We start from the raw sequence: 20,386 nt of genomic DNA, 5'->3' as shown, positions 1-20,386 counted from the left end.
AGGTCTTGGTAGCGAAGCCCTCGACTATAGCACTACTTTTGAGGGGTGGCAGGGAAAACCCGGGGAATTTGCGCCTTTGTCTATTTCACCCTGCCGCTCGCCGTGCATCCACCAAGAAAAAAGAGGGCTTGCGCCCTCTTCTTGCTTGCCAGGTTCTGGCCCGACGCCCATCACACGCGCCACTTCTCCAGCAGCTTGGCGGGGCTCAGGCTGTCATAGCCCTCGAAGGGCTGGTGGATCCAGGGGTTGGTGGGCAGGAATTCCACCGAGTAGTCGGGGGTAAAGGTGGACATGGCCTTGGTCCAGATGACGGCACTGCGCAGCTCGGTAATAGGTGCGTAGTTGGTCTTGAGCATGTCGATCACGGCATGCAGGGTGTGGCCCGAATCGGCCAGGTCGTCCACCAACAGCACCTTGCCGGCGATCTCGCCCTTGGGGGTGGTGATGAACCGGGCGATATCGAGGTGGCCCTGCACCGTGCCGGCTTCGGCGCGGTAGGAGCTGGTAGACATGATGGCCAGGGGCTTGTCAAAAATGCGGCTCAGGATGTCACCGGGGCGCAGGCCACCGCGCGCCAGGCACAGAATGGTGTCGAACTCCCAGTTCGACTGGTGCACCTTGAGCGCCAGCTTCTCGATCAGGCTGTGGTACTCGTCATAACTGACATACAGGTGTTTGCCGTCTTCGGTCAACATGGGCGGGGCTCCTGGGGTGATGGCTTGTAGACAAGAGGATCACACGGCAGCAGCGCCAGAGCAACCCCTCATCGCGATATAGAGGAAATACGAAAATGCGTTCTGCAGTACAGCCCATGGGCTGTGCGGCACCACTGCCCTGCACTCGCATCGGCCAGGGCAGCGGCCAGGGAGATCAGTCGGCCACGTAGGGGTGGCGCATCATGATGGTGTGGTCGCGGTCCGGGCTGGTGGAAATGACGTCGACCGGCACACCGGTCACTTCGGCAATGCGCTCCAGGTAGCGGCGGGCTGCTTCGGGCAGCTTGGCGTATTCGGTCACGCCCACGGTCGTGTCGCTCCAGCCGGGCAGGGTTTCGTAGATGGGCGTGCAGCGTGCGATGTCTTCCGCGCCCATGGGCAGCAGGTCGATCTTTTCGCCGTCGAGTTCGTAGCCGGTGCACAGCAGCAATTCGGTCAGGCCGTCGAGCACGTCGAGCTTGGTGATGCACAGGCCCGACAGGCCGTTGACCTGGGCACTGCGCTTGAGCAGCGCGGCATCGAACCAGCCGCAGCGGCGGCTGCGGCCCGTGGTCACGCCTTTTTCGGCGCCGATGGTGCTCATGTGGTAACCGGGCGTGCCAGGCACTTCCCAATCGAGCTCGGTGGGGAACGGGCCACCACCCACGCGGGTGCAGTAGGCCTTGGTGATGCCCAGGATGTAGTGCAGCATGCCGGGGCCCACGCCCGAGCCGGCGGCTGCGTTGCCGGCCACGCAGTTGCTGGACGTCACATACGGGTAGGTGCCGTGGTCCACGTCGAGCAGCGTGCCCTGCGCACCTTCGAACAGCAGGTTGGCGCCGGCCTTGTTGGCTTCGTTGAGCTCACGCGAGACGTCGGCCATCATGGGCTTGAGCAGCTCGGCGTGGCGCATGGCTTCGGCATACACCACGTCGAACTGGACCTTGCCGTCCTGGATATAGGGCTTCAGGGCGTCACCGAAGACGAATTGGGCCGAGCCCAGGTAGGTGGTGAGCACGTGGTTGTGCAGGTCCAGCAGCTCGCGCAGCTTGGCGGCGAAGCGCTCGGGGTACTTCAGATCCTGCACGCGCAGCGCGCGGCGGGCGATCTTGTCTTCGTAGGCGGGGCCAATGCCGCGGCCGGTGGTGCCGATCTTCTCGGTACCGCCCTGCTCACGCGCAGCTTCACGCGCCACGTCGATGGCGGCGTGAAAGGGCAGGATCAGCGGGCAGGCCTCGCTGATGCGCAGGCGCGAGCGCACTTCCACGCCGGCTTTTTCCAGGCCTTCGATTTCCTCGAAGAGCTTGGCGGCCGACAGCACCACGCCGTTGCCGATGTAGCACTTGACGCCCGGGCGCATGATGCCGCTGGGGATCAGGTGCAGTGCGGTCTTCACGCCATTGATGACCAGCGTATGGCCGGCATTGTGGCCACCCTGGAACCGGACCACGCCTTGCGCGCTCTCAGTGAGCCAGTCGACCAGCTTGCCCTTGCCTTCGTCACCCCATTGGGTTCCGACCACCACTACGTTGCGACCTTTGGTTGCTTTCATCTCAGACCCAATTTTCAATTGCAATTAACTCAAACAGCCTGCACGACCCACTGGCCCGCAATCTGCACCAGCTCTCGGTCACAGTGGAACTCATCGACTTCGCTCCCATGCCCAGGCAGAACACATACCACCGTCTCGCCTTGGCGGCGCAGCTCGGCAATGGCGGCGTTCACGTCGCTCGCCTCGCCCCAGGGCGCGCGGATGGCAGCCTTCAGGGCGCGCGGGGACACCACGCTCACCAGTTGCTTGATGTCCAGGCTGAAGCCGGCCGCAGGCCGGTTGCGGCCGAACACGGCACCCACTTCGTCGTAGCGGCCGCCACGCACCAGTGCATCGCTGGCGCCCTTGCCATAGATGGCAAAGCGGGTGCCGCTGTAGTAGGCATAGCCACGCAGGTCGGCCAGATCGAAGGTGACCACGGCGCCGTCCAGCCGCGAGGCCAGCCAGCGCAGGTGCGACAGCACTTCAGCCACGCCGGCGACGTGCTTCAAGGCCTTGTCGGCCTCGGCCAGCACCGACTCATCGCCATACAGCTGCAACAGCGCCAGCAGCCCCTGGCGCGATGCCGCAGGGAAATCGCGTGTGAGCGATGCCAGCTCGCTCGCATCCTTGGCTGCCAGGGCGGCATGGATGCGGCTGAGCAGCGGTGCATCCACCGCCACACCGGCCAGCAGGCTGCGCACGATGCGCACGTCGGCCAGGTCGATGGTGGTGTCGCGCACCTCGGCCACGCGCAGGCATTCACGCGCCAGCTGCAGGGCTTCGAGGTCGGCCTCCAGCCCGGCATGGCCGTAGATCTCGGCGCCGAACTGCAGCGGCTCGCGGGTGGCATGGGGGCGGTCGGGGCGGGTGTGCAGCACGGGGCCGCAGTAGCACAGCCGCGTCACGCCCTTGCGGTTGAGCAGGTGGGCATCAATGCGCGCAACCTGCGGCGTGGTGTCCGCACGCAGGCCCATGGAGCGCCCAGACAACTGGTCCACCAGCTTGAAGGTCTGGAGGTCCAGCGCCTCGCCGGTACCGGTCAGCAGGGATTCCAGGTGTTCCAGCAGCGGCGGCATGACCAGCTCATAGCCATAGCAGCGCGCCGTGTCGAGCAGCCCGCGACGCAATTCTTCGATGTGCCGCGCTTCGGACGGCAAGACATCGGCAATGTGATCCGGCAGGACCCAAGCAGACATGAGAAAAGGGGAGGCTGTTAAAACCGTGATTCTACCGGCACCGGCCAAGGCCCCTCAACGGAGACCGGCCAACAAGGCCATCAAGAGCGCGAAACACATGGCGCCGCCCGGTCCCGCAGGAGGGAGAGCGGCCAAAAAAAACGGCAGCCCTGCAATGCAGAGGCTGCCGCTGTGCGCCTGGCGCCGCTTTTTTACTTGCGCGGGGCTGCAGGCTGCGCTGCAGAAGCCGTGCCGCCGCGGAAGGCCTTGAAAAACTCCGACGACGAGGGATCAACCACCATCACGTCGCTCTTCTTGTTAAAGCTCGATTTGTAGGCTTCCAGGCTGCGGTAGAACTGCGCAAACTGCGGGTCGCGGCCAAAGGCCTCGGCGTAGATGCGTGCGGCCTCTGCATCGCCCTCGCCCTTGATCTTCTGGGCATCGCGGTAGGCGTTGGCAATGGCGATCTCGCGCTGGCGGTCCGCATCGGCGCGGATTTTTTCGCCTTCGGCCGCACCGGTGGAACGCAGCTCGTTGGCCACGCGCTTGCGCTCGGCCTCCATGCGGCGGTAGACCGACTCGGTGATGGCTTCCACATAGTCAACGCGCGTGATGCGCACGTCCACCACGTCCACGCCCCAGGGCTTGGCGCCGCGCACGGTTTCCAGCACTTCGCGCTTCACGTCGGCCATCAGCGCTTCGCGCTTGAGCGACAGCAGATCCTTTACGGTGCGCTTGTTGATCTCTTCCTGGAAGGCATTGCGCACCACACGGTTGAGCTGCATGGCACCGGCGCTTTCGTCGAGGCCCACGTTGCGGATGTACTCCGTGGGCTCCGAGATGCGCCAGCGCACGTACCAGTCGATCACCACGCGCTGCTTTTCTGCCGTGAGCATGGGTTCCGTATCGGGACTGTCCAGCGTCAGCAGGCGCTTGTCGATGTAGGTCACGTTCTGGAACGGCGGCGGCAGCTTGAAGTTCAGGCCTGGCTCGGTGATCACTTCCTTGATCTGCCCGAGCGCGTAGAGCACGCCGAACTGGCGCTGGTCCACCACGAAGAGCATGGAGCTCATGAGTGCAAGCACCACCAGGAGGGTGGATGCGATAAATCCGACTCTGTTCACGAGCTGCTCCTAGCGGGATTCACGTTCGCGTGTGCGACTGCTGTCACGCGCCCGGGGGTCATTCGAAAAAGGGGCTGCAGGCGCAGCCGGGACCACCGTAGCCGCAGCACTGGCGGGCGGCGCATCCAGGGCGCCTGGCGTGCCGGTGGCCACGCTCTGCATGATCTTGTCCAGCGGCAGGTACAGCAGGTTGGAGCCCTGGCGGGAGTCCACCAGCACCTTGGTCACGTTGCCGTAGATCTGCTGCATGCTCTCGATGTACATGCGGTCGCGCGTGACCTGGGGCGCCTTCTGGTACTCGGCCAGCACCGACGAGAAGCGCTGCGCATCGCCCTGTGCCTGGGCCACGATGCGGGCCTTGTAGGCAGCAGCCTCTTCATTGAGCCGCGATGCCGAACCCACGGCACGCGGGATCACGTCGTTGGCATAGGCCTGGGCATCGTTCTTGGCGCGTTCGCGCTCCTGGCCGGCCTTGAGCACATCGTCGAAGGAGGCCTGCACCTGCTCGGGCGGGCGCACGCCGCCCTGCTGCAGGTTGATGCCCACCACTTCGACACCCACCTTGTAGCGGTCCAGGATGGTCTGCATCAGCGTGCGCACGCGCGGCGCGATCTGATCGCGCTCTTCGGCCAGGGCCGTGTCCATGCGCATCTTGCCCACCACTTCACGCACGGCCGTTTCTGCGGCCTGGATCACGGCGTCCGAGGGGTTCTTGCTCTCGAACAGCCAGGCGCGCGCATCGCTCAGGCGGTACTGCACGGCGAACTTGATCTCGACGATGTTCTCGTCTTCGGTCAGCATGGCCGACTCGCGCAGGCCCGTGCTCTTGATGATGTTGTCGCGCCCCACGTCGGCCGAGCGGATCTGCGTCACGAACACCAGTTCATGGCGCTCGATCGGGTACGGCAGGCGCCAGTTGAAGCCCGCACCCACCGAGCTCTTGTACTTGCCGAACTGAGTGATGACGGCCTGCTGGCCTTCCTGCACGATGAAGAAGCCCGTGCCCATCCAGATCACGAAGACGATACCGGCGATCAGGCCCACGCCCACGCCCGCGCTCTTCATGTCGGGCGGCTGGAAGCCGCCGTTGCCAGAGCCCCCCGTGCCCCGGCCACCGCCGCCGCCCTTGCCGCCAAACAGGCCGCCGAGCTTGCGGTTGAGGTCACGCCACAGTTCATCCAGATCCGGCGGCTGGCCATTGCCCTGGCCCTTGTTGTTCTCGCGCCCGCGGTTGCCTGCAGGGGGCGGCGCCGGCGGGCGCTCGTCCGGGCGTGCGCCGTCGTCCGGCTTGTCTTCGCCACGGCCCCAGCGGGGATCGTTCAGATTGAACATGCCCCGGATACGTTCTGGCAGCGAAGCCCAGCGTAGGGTGCGATTTTGGAAATTCATGCGCAAAGTCTCTGGTTCTCTGGTGGCATCGATCAAAACGGCATTGTGCCCAATCACTCCCCTTGGGCCGGCAATGGGGCAGCATCAGCTGGGGTCATGTGCTCCTGCGCCGCCAGCACCCGTGCGGAAAGCACACGGCGAAGGGAGTCCAGACCCTGGCCGGAGCGCGCGCTCACGAACAGGCGGGGCACCATTTGCCCCTCCACTTCGTACTGGTCTTCCAGCAGCGCGGGCTGCTGTTCGGCGTCGAGCGCATCGAGCTTGTTGAACACCAGCAGCTGCGGAATGTCGGCCGCGCCGATCTCGTGCAGCACACGCTGCACCTGGTCCATCTGCTCGGGAAAATTCGGGTTGGAGGCATCCACCACATGCAGCAGCAGATCGGCATCCACCGCCTCTTGCAGCGTGGCCTGAAAGGCATCGACCAGGCCGTGCGGCAGGTCGCGGATGAAGCCCACGGTATCGGACAGCGACACCGAACGCCCCGCATCGCCCAGGTAGAGCTGGCGCGTGGTGGTGTCGAGCGTGGCAAACAGCTGGTCGGCCGCATAGGCACGGGCCTTGACCAGCGCATTGAACAGCGTGGACTTGCCGGCGTTGGTATAGCCCACCAGCGAGATGGTAAAGGTGTCGCGCCGGTCGCGCTGGCGGCGCTGGGTCGAGCGCTGGCGCTTGACCTTGACGAGCCGCTCGCGCGTGCGCTTGATGGCCTCGCCGATCATGCGGCGATCGAGCTCGATCTGCTTTTCACCCGGACCGCCGCGCGCACCGATGCCACCGGTCTGGCGCTCCAGGTGCGACCAGCGGCGCACAAGGCGCGTGCTCAGGTACTGCAGCCGGGCCAGTTCCACCTGCAGCTTGCCCTCATGGCTGCGGGCACGCTGGGCGAAGATTTCGAGGATGAGGAAGGTGCGGTCAGCGACCGGCAGCTCCAGGTTGCGCTCCAGGTTGCGCTGCTGCGCAGGGCTGAGCGACTGGTCGAACAGCACCTCCACCGCACCGTGCATCTGGGCCAGGGTGCGGATTTCATCGGCCTTGCCGCTGCCCACGAACAGGGCGGCATCGGGTGCCTTGCGCTTGCAGGTCAGGCGCGCCACGGGGTTGAGCCCCGCAGTTTGCGCAAGCAAACCCAGCTCTTCGAGCTCGCCATCGAAATGGGGAAGACCGAAATCCACCCCCACCAGCAACACCGAGGCACCACCCGCGTCAGAAGATGCGGGGGCGCTCAAAGCGGATGGCCTCCGCCCATGACCATCTGACCCAGAATTGAATGCTGAACTGGATGCCGCAACTCAGGTGCCGGCGCCGTCTGCATCAGGGGTTTCGGCCGTCGAGAAATTGACCGCACGGCCGGGCACGATGGTGGAGATCGCATGCTTGTAGACCATCTGTGTGACGGTATTGCGCAGCAACACCACATACTGGTCGAACGATTCGATTTGCCCTTGCAGCTTGATACCGTTCACCAGGTAAATGGAAACAGGTACATGCTCCCTACGCAGTGCGTTCAGGAAAGGATCTTGCAAAAGTTGGCCTTTATTGCTCACGATATTCTCCGTGTTCAAAGATGTTGTTGTAAACCACCACCTTACCACAGCAAAGTGGGACTTTTGCCGCCTGGTGACATGGCCTTTCGCCAACCCGGCCTTTCTTCACGCCGGACCGGCGTTCTCACAAGGGGAATACCGGGGGAGAATATGCGGCGACAGAAACAGATAGTTACCTCTGCGCGCCATTCACCAAACCAGGGCGCTGCAATAACCATGCTGCAATGCAGCATATGCCGTGACCACGAAGGAGCCGTGCGGCGCCCTCTCCCCGGGGTCAGCCCTCGTCCTTGTCCGCGTAGGGGTTGTGCGAGGTCTTGACCTCGATGCGCAGCGGCGTGCCCACCAGGTCGAATTCCTTGCGGAAGCGCCCTTCCAGGAAGCGCTTGTAGGCCTCGGTCACATGCTCCAGCGAGTTGCCGTGGATCACGATCACCGGCGGGTTCATACCGCCCTGGTGCGCGTAGCGCAGCTTGGGGCGGAACATGCCCGCGCGCTTGGGCGCCTGGAACTGCACCGCCTCCAGCAGCAGCCGGGTGAGCACGGGGGTGGACATCTTGCAGGTGGCCGCCTTGTGCGCCTGCACGATGGAGGTCCACAGCGGGCCCAGGCCCTGGCGCTTCTTGGCCGAGATGAAGTGCATCGAGGCGAACTTCAGGAACGACAGGCGGGTTTCGATGGAGCGCTCCAGCAGCGTGCGCTGGTATTCGTCCACGGCATCCCACTTGTTCACGGCCAGCACCACGGCGCGGCCGCTCTCCAGAATGTAGCCGGCGATGTGCGCGTCCTGGTCGGTCACGCCCTGCGTGGCATCGAGCAGCAGCAGCACCACGTTGGCCGACTCGATGGCCTGCAGCGTCTTGACCACCGAGAACTTCTCGATCGCCTCGAAGACCTTGCCCTTGCGGCGCAGGCCTGCCGTGTCCACCAGCTCGAAGCGCTGGCCGTTGCGCTCGAAAGGCACGGTGATCGCATCGCGCGTGGTGCCCGGCATGTCGAACGCGACCAGGCGCTCTTCGCCCAGCCAGGTGTTGATCAGGGTGGACTTGCCCACATTGGGGCGGCCCGCCACGGCAAGCTTGATGACGCTCTTGTCGTCGGAGGCATCGGCCTCGTCAGGGTCGGGCAGGTTCAGCGGCTCCAGCGCAATCTCCACCAGGCTCCGAATGCCCTGGCCATGCGCAGCCGACACCGGAAACACCTCGCCCAGCCCCAGTTCATAGAACTCGGCCAGTTGCACACCCTCGACCATGCCTTCGGCCTTGTTGGCCACCAGCACGCAGGGCTTGGACAGCCGGCGCAGGTAGTTGGCGATGTCATGGTCCTGCGCCGAGACACCGGCGCGCGCATCCACGACGAAGACGACCACGTCGGCCTCGGCCACGGCCTGCTGCGTCTGCTTGGCCATCTCGCGGTAGATGCCGGTGGAGGCATCGGGCTCGAAGCCCCCCGTATCGATGACGATGTACTCGTGCTTGCCCTGCTTGCCATTGCCGTAGTGGCGGTCACGCGTGAGCCCGGCGAAGTCCGCCACGATCGCGTCGCGGGTCTTCGTCAGGCGGTTGAACAGCGTGGATTTACCGACATTCGGCCGCCCCACGAGGGCGATAACTGGCTTCATTGAATACGACCTATCAGTTTTCCATTGCGCTATGCGCTATCCGCAACCCATGAACCGCACGCTGCCAAAGCCAGCGGACGCCATGGAACGGGCTTTGCCCGGCCATTGGCGTCGTCCCCTTTGAGGGGGAAGGCGCGAAGCGACTCAGGGGGTGCTTCATCTCATTCCGGGCGGAAGCCGAATACTCCGCCATTGCGGGTGACCACCACCAGGGTGTCTGCTGCAGCCACTGGCGCTGCGGCAATGCCGGAGCCATCGGTGGTCATGCGATTGAGGGGCGCACCATCGGTGCGCGAGAGCAGGTGCACCAGGCCCGTGTCGTCGCCCACCACCACCGAGCGGCCCAGCAGCAGCGGCGTGGTCAGCTTGCGGTGCTTGAAGCGGTCCGAGCCCCACAGGCGCGTGCCGTCATTGCGGTTCCAGGCCACCATCGAGCCATTGCTCTCGGTGCCGAAGATCGCATCCTTGTCGCCGTCGATGCCCTCGGCGCCGGCGGCGCGCTGGGTCCAGGCGACGTTACCGCGCACCGTGTTCACGCAGCCCACGGCCGACTGGAAGGCACGGGCGCACACCGATTCGCCGACGCGGCTGCTGCGCCCCACCAGTTCCACCAGGCGCTCCACGTCGTTGGTGCCGCGCGAGCTGGCCAGAGGGGCCTCCCAGCGGGCACTGCCGTTGTCGGGGTTCAGGCCCACCAGGCGGCCGGACAGGCCCACCACCAGGGTATCGCCCACCGCCAGCAGCACGCCATCCTGGCGCAGCACCAGGGGCTCGCCCGGGCGCTGCTGGGTCCACAGGCGCTTGCCGGTGGCGGCGTCGAAAGCGATCACGGTGCGGTCAGCCGCCAGCACGAACACGCGGCCACCCGCCACCAGCGGCGCGGTGAAGACCTGCGAGGCCATGGGCTGGCGCCAGCGCTCACGGCCGGACTCGACGGCGATCAGCGCATTGCTGCGTGCCACCACAGCCGCCAGCTTGCCATCGCTGCCGACACCGGCCGACAGCGGCTCGGCCAGGGCCAGGCGCCAGATGTCGCCGCCCGTGCGGGCATCGATGGCAGCCACCGTGCCGTCGGCCGAGGCCAGGGTCACCGTGGTGCCATTGACGCGCACGTCCAGCGACAGGCCCGCCACCGCCCCGACCTTGCTGGTCCATGCCTGGCGCACGCCCAGCACGGGCACATTGGCACCGAGGTCGGCAGGCACGGGCTTGGGGGCGCCCCAGAACGAGCCGCCGGGCATCACCGAGCAGCCGGCCAGCGCCGCCGCCAGGGCCAGCAGCGCCAGGCCACGGACCGGACGAAGGTGGGTGCGGATCAGAGTCTGCGCGCTCATTTGGCAGCCTCTGCCGTCTTGGCGGCCGCCACGGTTTCGGCGGCAGGGTTGGCACCCAGCGTGTTGAGCTTGACCTCGACCAGGCGGCGGTATTCCACGTCTTCGTTCATGGCCTTGTAGGCCTTGGTGTACTGGGCCAGGGCCTCGGTGCGCTTGTCCTGCAGCATCAGGATGTCGCCACGGTGGTCCGCAGCCACTCCTTCGAACGCGGCAGGCAGCGAGCCCGATAGCTGGGCCAGCGCTTCGTCGTATTTCTTCTGCTCGGTCAGCACGGAGGCCAGGCGCAGCCTGGCCAGCGCCTTGAAACCATCGTCGCCGGCATGTTCGGCCACCCAGGCGAGCGCTTCGCGCGCGCCATCGGGCTTGCCCGCTTCCATGAGGTTGCGGGCCACGGTGAAGCCCGCCTGGGCCGCCTGGGGCGTGCCCGCGTAGCCGGCCTTGAGGTCGCCGAAAGCCCGTTCCAGGCGTTCCTGGTCCTTGGCACGGCTGGCCACGTCGACCGCATCGAACAGCGCCGCCGCCTTCGTGGCCTGGCTGCTCTGCCAGTACTGGTAACCGTTCCATGCCGCCAGCGAACCGCAGACCACGATCAGCACGCAGCTGATCAAGGTACCCCAGTTGTTCCAGAAGTGCTTGAGCTGGTCGAGTTGTTCCTGCTCTTCGAGGTCTAAATGATTTGCCATGGAGGTAGGTAAGAATTAACGGTTGGATTGTAGGGTGGCGGCCCAATCGGCCACATTGGCGATGGCTTGCTCCACCTGGGCTCCGGCGCCATCGCGCAGGGACTTGACGCCCACCACGCCGCGCGCAAGCTCCTCGTCGCCAAACACCAAAGCATACTGGGCGCCGCTGCCATCGGCTTTCTTGAACTGGGACTTCATGCTGCCCATGCCCTCGCCCGCCGTGGGCGCGCCGTGCATCTGCACCTCTATGCCCTGGGCACGCAGTTGCTCCAGCACCCGGCTGGCCACGGGCAGCGCCGCACGGCTGGGGATGATGGCATAGACATCCGGCACCAGCGCCGGCACCTGGGCGCCCTGCTCCTTGACCAGCTCCAGCACGCGCTCCACGCCCAGGGCCCAGCCCACGGCCGGGGCCGGCTTGCCGCCGATCTGCTCGATCAGGTAGTCGTAGCGCCCACCGCCGCAGATGGTGCCCTGCGAGCCTAATTGCTCGGTGATGAACTCGAACACCGTGAGGTTGTAGTAGTCCATACCGCGCACCAGGCGCGGGTTGACCGTCCAGGCCACGCCATTGGCGTCCAGGATGGCCTTGACCGCGTCGAAGTGCGCCAGCGACTCGGCGCCCAGGAAGTCGATGAGCCGGGGCGCGGCATTCACCAGCGCCTGCATGGCCGGGTTCTTGGTATCCAGGATCCGCAGCGGGTTGGCGTGCAGCCGGCGGCGCGCCTCCTCGTCCAGCTGGTCGGCGTTCTGCTCGAAATAGGCGATCAGCGCCGCACGGTGCGCCTTGCGCTCCTCGGGCTGGCCCAGGCTGTTGAGCTCCAGGCGCACGTTGGTCAACCCGATCTCCTTCCAGAGGGCGTTGGCCAGCAGGATCAGCTCGGCATCCACTTCGGGCCCGCCAAAGCCCAGAGCCTCGGCACCGATCTGGTGGAACTGGCGGTAGCGGCCGCGCTGGGGGCGCTCGTGGCGGAACATGGGGCCCATGTAGTACAGGCGCTTGCCGCCTTCGTAGAGCATGTTGTGCTCGACCACCGCGCGCACCACGCCGGCCGTGGCCTCGGGACGCAGGGTCAGGCGCTCGCCGTTCAGGCGGTCTTCGAAGGAGTACATCTCCTTCTCGACGATGTCGGTCACCTCGCCCAGGCCGCGCACGAACAGCGGCGTGGGCTCGACGATGGGCGTGCGCATGTTGCGGTAGGCATAGCGCGCCATCAGATTGCGCACCTTGTCTTCCAGCCACTCCCAGCGGGCGGAGTCGGGCGGCAGGATGTCATTCATGCCCTTGACCGCCACCAGTTTCTCGGGCTTGGCGGCGGCGGCAGATACGTCTTTACTCACAGCAATGGGCTTCCAGTTGAATAGGGGTACGGGAGGCGGCTCCGGGGAGGCGCCTCGCTGGGCCGTTCGGGCCCGCAGGGTGCAATTGTCGCAGGGGCGTCGGCCGCCGCCGGGTCAGGCGAGCGCGCTGTCAGGCGCACCCACCGCCGGGGCAGCCACCGGATGGGAGCCCCCGAAGCGCTTTTCAATGTAGTTTTCCACCAACTGGTGGAACTCGGCGGCAATGTTCTCGCCGCGCAGGGTCAGGGCCTTCTCGCCATCGATGAACACCGGAGCGGCCGGGGCTTCACCGGTACCGGGCAGGCTGATGCCGATGTCGGCGTGCTTGCTCTCGCCGGGGCCGTTGACGATGCAACCCATGACCGCCACCTTGAGCTTTTCCACGCCCGGGTACTTCACGCGCCACACAGGCATCTGCGCGCGCAGGTAGTCGTCGATCTGCTTGGCCAGATCCTGGAAGGTGGTGCTGGTCGTGCGGCCACAGCCGGGGCAGGCGGTCACGCTGGGCACGAAGATGCGCAAGCCCAGCGACTGCAGGATCTCGGAGGCCACCACCACTTCCTGGGTACGGGCCTCGCCGGGCTGCGGAGTCAGGGACACGCGGATGGTGTCGCCAATGCCTTCCTGCAGCAGGATGGAGAGCGCCGTGGCCGACGCCACCGTGCCCTTGGTGCCCATGCCGGCCTCGGTCAAGCCCAGGTGCAGCGCGTAGTCGCAGCGCTGGGCCAGGGCCCGGTACACGGAAATCAGGTCCTGCACACCGCTGACCTTGCACGAGAGGATGATCTGGTCGCCGTTCAGGCCCATTTCTTCCGCGCGGCGGGCCGACTCGATGGCCGAGGTGATCAGCGCCTCGTACATCACCTGGCGCGCCTCCCAGGGCCTGGCGCGGCGGCTGTTGGTGTCCATCAGCTCGGCCAGCAGCTCCTGGTCCAGGCTGCCCCAGTTCACGCCGATGCGCACCGCCTTGTCCCAGCGAATGGCGGCCTCGATCATCTGGCCGAACTGGCGGTCGCGCTTGTCGCCCTTGCCCACGTTGCCGGGGTTGATGCGGTACTTGGACAGCGCCTGCGCGCAGTCCGGGTAGTCGGTCAGCAGCCGGTGGCCGTTGAAGTGGAAATCCCCCACCAGCGGCACGGTCTCACCCATGCGGTCGAGCTGCTCACGGATGTAGGGCACCGCCTGCGCCGCCTCGGGCGTGTTGACGGTGATCCGTACGAACTCGGAGCCGGCCTGCGCCAGCTCCTTGACCTGGATGGCGGTGCCGATGGCGTCCACCGTGTCGGTATTGGTCATGGACTGCACGCGCACCGGCGCATCGCCCCCGACCGTGACCACGCGCGAACCCCAGACCACACGGGCCTGGCGGGAGCGCCGAGGGGCCGGCTGGGCAATGGCAATCGGGGCCAGATCGATCAGAGACTTGTCCACTTATTTCACCTCAAACCGCGCAACGTTGTCGCGCGAAACGGTGGTCAGCGCGAATGGCTTGCCACGCACAAACACATCGGTCACATCGGCCCGGCCGATCACCACCGCCAGAGGGAGCGTGCCCGAAACGGCCACCGACTCCCCCACTGCCAGATTCTTCTGCAGCGCAATGGTTCCGCCTGCATCGCGCACCTGCACCCACGAGGCGCCGCGCGCACTCAGGGTCAGCACGCTGGAGGCTGAGGCAGCCGCTTCGGGGGTCGATGCCGCCACGGCCGGGGTGGCCGCACCGGCTACCGCAGCAGCCGAAGGGCTTGCTGCAGGCACAGGAGCTGCAGGCGTCGCAGCAGGCGCGGCCACCACAGCCGCAGCGGGCGCGGGCACAGCGGCCGGGCCGGAGGCCACAGCCACGGGGGCTTGCGGCTCCTGGGCAGCCACGGGGGGAGACGCCGGCGCCTCATCCCCCGCGCTGCCACCGAACGGATTGCGGTCGGCAGGGACAAACATGATGGCCAGGGCACCCGCCAGCAAGGCCAGCACCACCACGGCGATGGCCCAGGACTTTTTGCCGCCCGAGGACGCTGGAGCGAAGGAGCCATTGCCCGCACTGGAGCTGCTGCCCTTGACCGGCGCATTGATCCCCGCATTGCCCGCCACCAGGCGCGGGCTCTTGCTTTGCGGCAGCAGCGCCAGAATGGGCGCCGGGTCGATCTTGAGGGTGCGGCACACGCTCGATGCCAGGGCCCGCACGAACACCGTGTCGGGCAGCACCGCGAAGTTGTCGGACTCCAGGGCCTCCAGCTTGGCCACCGGCACCTTCAGGGCCACCGCCAGCGCCGCAATGTGCAGGCCCGCCTCCATGCGCGCTTCGCGCAGCAAGGTACCGGCCGTCCGTCCCCCTGCCGTCTCTTGCGCCTCTGTGTGCACCGAAACCCCTGTCACCGAATCACTCATTGAAAGCCCCACGCTGATAGGCACCCGTCTCACGCGCTTCCGGGAAACGCCTGCGCAATTGATCACCCAGCTGGCGCATGGCCACCGTGTCGCCCAGGCCGCGCTCGACCTTGATGCCCAGCCACAGCGTTTCCGCATTCGAAAAATCGCTGTTGTTCAGGCGGCGGATGTAGAACTGCGCCCGCGTGAGCTCATTGCGGCGCATCAACAGGGACGCCAGGTGGTAGCCCACCACCGGGTTGGCCGCATCGAGCTCATAGGCCTTGAGCAGCGACTGCTCGGCCTCGGCCACCTGGCCGGCTTCCATCTGGCACAGGCCGCGCGCCATCAGCGTCTTGCTGCGCGCGGTGTAGGCCGGGTTGGCCAGGGCCGTCACGAAGCTCTGGTCGGCCTCGGCGTACTTGCGCTGCTGGCAATGCAGCCAGCCCAGGTTGTGCAGCAGATTGGGGTCGTTGCTGCGCAGGCCGAGCGCGCGGCGAAAGCTCTCTTCGGCCTGGCCGAACTCGTTGAGCCGCAGGTAGATCAGGCCGCGCAGGTTGAAGGCGTCGGAATAGGTGGGGTCGGCGACCAGGGCCTGCTTGACCTCGTCCAGCGCCACGGTGGTCTGCCCGTTCTCGAAGTAGTTGGTCGCCAGCTCCAGGCGGATACGCGCGCGGCGGCGCGCCTCGGGCTCATCGGACTGGGTGAAGACAGCACCGCCGGGCTCGCCGGCCGATGGGCCACTGCCGCCGCTCGCACAGCCCGAGAGCCCTGCCACGCCAGCCACCACCCCACAGGCCAGGAGCGCACAGCGGCCCATGCGCTGCCAGCGTTCAACCAATCCCACCATGTAGAGCCTCCTTCAAGTTCGTTGTGTCATGTCACCAGTTTGAGCGCGATTGTGCGCTGTTTGGCCATGCGTTCCGCCGCTTTTGTGCGATCTTTGACGTCGCCGGCCAATTGACCACAGGCGGCGTCGATATCGTCGCCGCGCGTCTTGCGCACCGTGGTCACGATGCCCGCGTCGCTCAGCAGTTTGCCAAAGGCCAGCACCTGCGCCTGTGACGAACGCAAAAGGCCCGACGCCGGGAACGGGTTGAAGGGGATCAGGTTGAACTTGCAACGCACGCCCGCGCCGCGTGCGGGCTTGACCAGGTCGATCAGTTGCTGCGCATGCTCGAGCTGGTCGTTGACCCCGTCCAGCATGCAGTATTCGAAGGTGATGAAGTCGCGCGGCGCATGTTCCAGGTAGCGGTTGCACGCGGCCAGCAGCTCTTCGATCGGGTATTTGCGGTTCAGTGGAACCAGGTTGTCACGCAGCGGATCGTTGGGTGCATGCAACGAAACGGCCAGGGCCACAGGGCAATCCTGCGCCAGCCGGTCGATCATGGGCACCACGCCCGAGGTGGACACCGTCACGCGGCGGCGCGACAGGCCGTAGGCATGGTCGTCCAGCATCACGCGCAGCGCCGGCACCAGGGCCGAATAGTTCTGCAGGGGCTCACCCATGCCCATCATCACCACGTTGGAAATGATGCGCTCCGTCTTGCCCAGGCGCGCGCGCAGCGCATGCTCGGCAAACCACAGCTGGGCCACGATCTCACCGGTGGTGAGGTTGCGGCTGAAGCCCTGGTGGCCGGTGGAGCAAAAGCGGCATCCCACGGCGCAACCGGCCTGGGAGGAAACGCACAGCGTGCCGCGGTCGTCCTCGGGAATGAACACCGCCTCGACCGCATTGCCGCCGCCTACGTCGAACAGCCACTTGACGGTGCCGTCGGCAGAGACATGCTCGGAGATGACCGGCAGCGCCTGCACGTGCGCGCAGCCCTTGAGCTTGTCGCGAAGGGCCTTGGCCAGGTCGCTCATGGCGTCGAAATCGCGCGCACCGCGCTGGTGGATCCAGCGGAACAGCTGGGTCGCGCGAAAGCGCTTTTCCCCGAGCTTTTCGCAGAAGGCAGCCAACCCGTCGAGATCGAACTCCAGCAGGTTGGTGGTCTTGGCCGGGGTCGCTGTCGCTGCCGCAGGCGCGGCAACCACAGCGGTGGCGGTTTCAGTCGTGGTCATAGCGGCATCCCTTCGGGTAACCGCTCGCAGTCGTCCCCATGGTGCGGCCGCCCCACCGGGGTGGGCTCAAGCATGGGGACCACCATCTCAGCGGGTGTAAATGTTCAGGCCGGGGAAGAAGAAGGCGATTTCGACGGCAGCCGTTTCGGCAGCGTCGGAACCGTGCACGGCGTTGGCGTCGATGCTGTCGGCGAAGTCAGCGCGGATGGTGCCGGCTTCTGCCTTCTTGGGGTCGGTGGCGCCCATCAGTTCGCGGTTCTTCAGGATGGCGTTTTCGCCTTCCAGGGCCTGGATCATCACGGGGCCGGAGATCATGAAATCGACCAGATCCTTGAAGAAGGGACGTGCCTTGTGCACGCCGTAGAACTGCTCGGCTTCCAGGCGCGACAGGTGCACCATGCGGGCAGCCACAACCTTCAGGCCGGCGGCTTCGAAACGGGCGTAGATCTGGCCGATCACGTTCTTGGCGACTGCGTCAGGCTTGATGATGGAGAGAGTGCGTTCGATTGCCATGGTGTTTTTCCTGATTGGATTGATATAAACGATGCGGATTCTTTTGCCCAGCGGACAAAACCCTCGATTCTAACCGTGCGCCGGGTAACCCCTGTGAATCAGCGGCCACGGCCACGGCGCGGGCCGCCACCACCACCGCCACCGGGGGCGCGCTGGGCCTGGCGGTGGCGCGAGAGGCTGTCAGTGCCGATGTAGCCGACCGAGGTCTTCATCGGATCGGGCTGGGCCGAGCCGCCACGCGCGCGGTCGGCATTGTTGTTGCCACCACCATTGCCACCCCGAGCGCCCTGGCCACCACCACCGCCGCCATCGCGGCGGGGCTTCTGGCCGCGCGGGCCGTTGGCACCGGCGCCCGGAGGTTGGTCACGGCGACTACCGTCGCCGCGCGGACCGCCACGGCGGATGTTGCCGCGCTTGTTGCCTGCGGGGGCAGCTTCGCCCGGCGCGGCATCGCCACGGTCTTCCAACGGGTCGCGCCCGGCGCCTGCGGCCTTCACCAGTGCGCGGATGTCGCTTTCGTCCAACTCCAGGAACGCACCGCGCTTGAGGCCGCGCGGCAGCACCATGGCGCCATAGCGGATGCGGATCAGCCGGCTGACCGCATGGCCCACCGACTCCAGCATGCGCCGCACTTCGCGGTTGCGGCCTTCGGAAATGGTGACGCGGTACCAGCAGTTGGCACCTTCGCCGCCACCGTCCTCGATGGAGCCGAAGGCGGCCATGCCGTCGTCCAGGCGCACGCCCTCGATCAGCTTGGCTTTTTCTTCATTGCTCAGGGCACCGAGCACGCGCACGGCGTATTCGCGCTCCAGGCCGAAGCGCGGGTGCATGAGCTTGTTGGCCAGCTCGCCCGAGCTGGTAAACAGCAGCAGGCCTTCGGTGTTCAGGTCCAGCCGGCCCACGGACTGCCACTTGCCCTGCTGCAGACGCGGCAGCTTGCGGAACACGGTGGGACGGTTTTGCGGGTCGTCGTGCGACACCACTTCACCCACGGGCTTGTGGTAGGCGATGACGCGTGCCGGTGGCGGATCGATGCGGTAGCGGATGGGCTTGCCGTTGACCTTGACCTGGTCGCCGAACTGGATGCGCTGGCCGATGTGGGCCGGCTCACCGTTGACCGAAATGCGGCCCTCCAGGATGAGCTGCTCCATCTCCAGCCGCGAACCCAGGCCGGCCTGCGCCAGCACCTTGTGCAGCTTGGGCGTCTCCACCTGGGGCAGGAGCACGCGCTTGAGGGGCACCTCCTCACCAGACTCCTCGTCCGCATCGAACTGGCCGGACACCACGTCCTCGAACTGGTAGCCCTGCACGCCGTGCTGCGGCCGGGGTCCCTTGGAGCCCTGGCCTTGGTGGTTCTGCCCCTTGCCATGGCCTTCCTTGCGACCCTCCCTGCGCTCCTGCGCATCGCCGCGCGGTGCGGCGGGGGCGTCGCCATAGATGCGCGCGCCGGGCGCACGGTCGACCAAGACCACGGCCGGCACAGGCGCCCTGCCCACCGCGTCGCCATCGGCCGCAGCAGAGGAATCCAGGGCAACCACGGGTTCCGCAGGCGCCACGGCCAGGGGCGGCACGTCCTGCACGGCCAGCTGCGGCGTGGACTGCGCCGCCTCGGCGCCATCGGCCACATCGGCAGCCACGCGGGGCTGGCGCGGCTTGCGGGGCTTTTTCACCGCAGGCTCGCCACCGGCCTCCGGTGCCGACGATGCCTCGGCAGGCGCCACGGGCGCCTCCACGGCGGCGGCTTCATCGGCCTGCACCACCGCCTTCTTGCGCGGCGCGCGGCGCGGCTTGGCGGGCGGCGTAGCCGCCTCGGGCGGTTGCTCGGAGCCGGGGGCGTCGGGCAATGCGTCGGGTGTCGTCGAATCGTTCATGGAAGCTTTCCCTGGATGCCACGGCGGGCATCGTCATCGTCATCGCGCAGCTCTTCATCGCTCTGCGCGCTCTTGTTCAAATCATCCGCAGCGGGTGCGGGGTCTGCCGGGCCGGTCTCGCCCGTCGTGTCTTCTTCGCCGCTGCCGGCCAGCAACTGGCTGTCCGGCTCCAGCCGGGCGGGCGCCTCTTGAGCCACGCCGTCGGCCGCCACATCGGGCACCGCAGCCTCGCCTTCAAGCGTGCCGTCCAGGTCCAGCAGGTTCTGCTGCACCTGCGTGCCACCCTCGCCGGCATGCCCACCGTCTTCAACGGATGGCACCGGGGCGGCGGCTTCACCGCCCTCCCCGCCTTGCGGCGCAGCCTGGGTACCGGGTTCATCACCCACGGCCTCCCCGGCAGCACCTTCTTCTTCCTCCGACCCGATCACGCCCTGCGCCGCAGCCGCCATGGCCTCCAGCACATTGGCATGGCCAGAGGCGTCCTCCAGCATGGGCAACTGGTCCAGCGAGGCCAGGCCCAGGTCGTCGAGGAACTGGCGCGTGGTGGCAAACAGCGAAGGTCGCCCCACCGTCTCGCGGTGGCCGATCACCTCGACCCAGCCACGGTCTTCAAGCTGCTTGATGATCAGGCTGTTGACCGTCACCCCGCGGATGTCCTCGATGTCGCCGCGCGTCACCGGCTGGCGGTAGGCAATGATGGCCAAGGTCTCCAGCACGGCGCGCGTGTACTTGGGCGGCTTTTCGGGGTGCAGCCGGTCCAGGTATTCACGCATTTCGGGGCGGCTTTGCAGGCGCCACCCGGTGGCCACCTGCACCAGCTCCACCCCGCTGTGGGCCCAATCGCGCTGCAGGTCGAGCAGCAGCAGCTTGAGCGTGTCCGTACCCAGGGCGTCGTTGAACAGCACCCGCATCTCGCGCAGCGGCACGGGCTGCTGCGCGCAAATCAGGGCAGTCTCAAGGACCCGTTTGGCATCCACCGTGTTCATGGTTCAGCGATTCCGGGAAAAAAGGCGGCACGTGTCGTGACAAGGGGCCACACCAACAGCAGGGATCCATCAAAGGGGCGCATATTGCGCGGCCGCTGGCGCGACGCGGGGGCCCGGCGGGATTCCGTCTTCGGGTTCAGGGCGT

At 66.5% G+C, this 20,386-nt stretch carries 18 protein-coding genes; all 18 read right to left on the bottom strand.

What is annotated here, in order from left to right:
* Positions 1–170: 170 nt before the first annotated feature.
* Positions 171–695 (bottom strand): phosphoribosyltransferase, encoded by a 525-nt coding sequence (locus QYL93_RS23200; protein WP_057205370.1) that lies wholly within the window; start codon positions 693–695, stop codon positions 171–173.
* Between the two features lie 175 nt (positions 696–870).
* Positions 871–2,247 carry an adenylosuccinate synthase gene (locus tag QYL93_RS23195; protein WP_057205367.1) on the bottom strand — a complete coding sequence of 459 codons (1,377 nt, stop codon included), beginning with the start codon at positions 2,245–2,247 and terminating at the stop codon, positions 871–873.
* Between the two features lie 29 nt (positions 2,248–2,276).
* Positions 2,277–3,425, bottom strand: coding sequence for an ATP phosphoribosyltransferase regulatory subunit (locus QYL93_RS23190; RefSeq protein ID WP_305745863.1), 1,149 nt, complete (start codon positions 3,423–3,425; stop codon positions 2,277–2,279).
* Between the two features lie 191 nt (positions 3,426–3,616).
* Complete coding sequence (gene hflC / locus QYL93_RS23185; RefSeq protein ID WP_305745862.1) at positions 3,617–4,528, bottom strand: protease modulator HflC; 912 nt, start codon at positions 4,526–4,528, stop codon at positions 3,617–3,619.
* Positions 4,529–4,537: 9 nt separating this feature from the next.
* On the bottom strand, positions 4,538–5,917 hold the full coding sequence (gene hflK, locus QYL93_RS23180; RefSeq protein ID WP_305745861.1) for an FtsH protease activity modulator HflK: 1,380 nt from the start codon (positions 5,915–5,917) through the stop codon (positions 4,538–4,540).
* Between the two features lie 53 nt (positions 5,918–5,970).
* The gene (gene hflX / locus QYL93_RS23175) at positions 5,971–7,146 is read right to left on the bottom strand and encodes a GTPase HflX (protein ID WP_305745860.1); all 1,176 of its coding nucleotides are present in this window, start codon (positions 7,144–7,146) and stop codon (positions 5,971–5,973) included.
* 63 nt (positions 7,147–7,209) lie between these two features.
* The gene (gene hfq, locus QYL93_RS23170; RefSeq protein WP_057205382.1) at positions 7,210–7,464 is read right to left on the bottom strand and encodes an RNA chaperone Hfq; all 255 of its coding nucleotides are present in this window, start codon (positions 7,462–7,464) and stop codon (positions 7,210–7,212) included.
* 277 nt (positions 7,465–7,741) lie between these two features.
* A complete protein-coding gene (der, locus tag QYL93_RS23165; RefSeq protein ID WP_179681384.1) occupies positions 7,742–9,085 on the bottom strand; it encodes a ribosome biogenesis GTPase Der in 1,344 nt (447 codons plus the stop codon).
* A gap of 161 nt (positions 9,086–9,246) precedes the next feature.
* A complete protein-coding gene (gene bamB / locus QYL93_RS23160) occupies positions 9,247–10,419 on the bottom strand; it encodes an outer membrane protein assembly factor BamB (RefSeq protein ID WP_305745859.1) in 1,173 nt (390 codons plus the stop codon).
* The gene (locus QYL93_RS23155) at positions 10,416–11,102 is read right to left on the bottom strand and encodes a tetratricopeptide repeat protein (RefSeq protein ID WP_057268967.1); all 687 of its coding nucleotides are present in this window, start codon (positions 11,100–11,102) and stop codon (positions 10,416–10,418) included. The genes bamB and QYL93_RS23155 overlap by 4 nt, the downstream gene beginning before the upstream one ends.
* A 15-nt stretch (positions 11,103–11,117) precedes the next feature.
* Positions 11,118–12,383 (bottom strand): histidine--tRNA ligase, encoded by a 1,266-nt coding sequence (gene hisS / locus QYL93_RS23150; RefSeq protein WP_305745869.1) that lies wholly within the window; start codon positions 12,381–12,383, stop codon positions 11,118–11,120.
* 174 nt (positions 12,384–12,557) lie between these two features.
* On the bottom strand, positions 12,558–13,874 hold the full coding sequence (ispG, locus tag QYL93_RS23145; protein WP_057205342.1) for a flavodoxin-dependent (E)-4-hydroxy-3-methylbut-2-enyl-diphosphate synthase: 1,317 nt from the start codon (positions 13,872–13,874) through the stop codon (positions 12,558–12,560).
* Positions 13,875–14,828, bottom strand: a complete 954-nt coding sequence (locus tag QYL93_RS23140; protein WP_305745858.1) for a helix-turn-helix domain-containing protein — start codon at positions 14,826–14,828, stop codon at positions 13,875–13,877.
* Positions 14,821–15,657: a type IV pilus biogenesis/stability protein PilW gene (pilW, locus tag QYL93_RS23135; RefSeq protein WP_305745857.1), complete on the bottom strand. Its 837-nt coding sequence runs from the start codon at positions 15,655–15,657 to the stop codon at positions 14,821–14,823. The genes QYL93_RS23140 and pilW overlap by 8 nt, the downstream gene beginning before the upstream one ends.
* Positions 15,658–15,683: 26 nt before the next feature.
* Positions 15,684–16,871: a 23S rRNA (adenine(2503)-C(2))-methyltransferase RlmN gene (gene rlmN, locus QYL93_RS23130; RefSeq protein ID WP_305745856.1), complete on the bottom strand. Its 1,188-nt coding sequence runs from the start codon at positions 16,869–16,871 to the stop codon at positions 15,684–15,686.
* A gap of 87 nt (positions 16,872–16,958) precedes the next feature.
* The gene (gene ndk, locus QYL93_RS23125; RefSeq protein ID WP_007848912.1) at positions 16,959–17,384 is read right to left on the bottom strand and encodes a nucleoside-diphosphate kinase; all 426 of its coding nucleotides are present in this window, start codon (positions 17,382–17,384) and stop codon (positions 16,959–16,961) included.
* A 98-nt stretch (positions 17,385–17,482) separates the two neighbouring features.
* Complete coding sequence (locus tag QYL93_RS23120; protein WP_305745855.1) at positions 17,483–19,255, bottom strand: pseudouridine synthase; 1,773 nt, start codon at positions 19,253–19,255, stop codon at positions 17,483–17,485.
* Positions 19,252–20,241: an SMC-Scp complex subunit ScpB gene (gene scpB / locus QYL93_RS23115; RefSeq protein ID WP_305745854.1), complete on the bottom strand. Its 990-nt coding sequence runs from the start codon at positions 20,239–20,241 to the stop codon at positions 19,252–19,254. Before scpB ends, QYL93_RS23120 begins: the two co-directional genes overlap by 4 nt.
* Positions 20,242–20,386 lie beyond the last annotated feature (145 nt).

This window comes from Acidovorax sp. A1169 (genome assembly GCF_030704685.1).
Taxonomy (GTDB): domain Bacteria; phylum Pseudomonadota; class Gammaproteobacteria; order Burkholderiales; family Burkholderiaceae_C; genus Acidovorax.
This window is presented reverse-complemented; position numbering and strand designations above follow the sequence as displayed.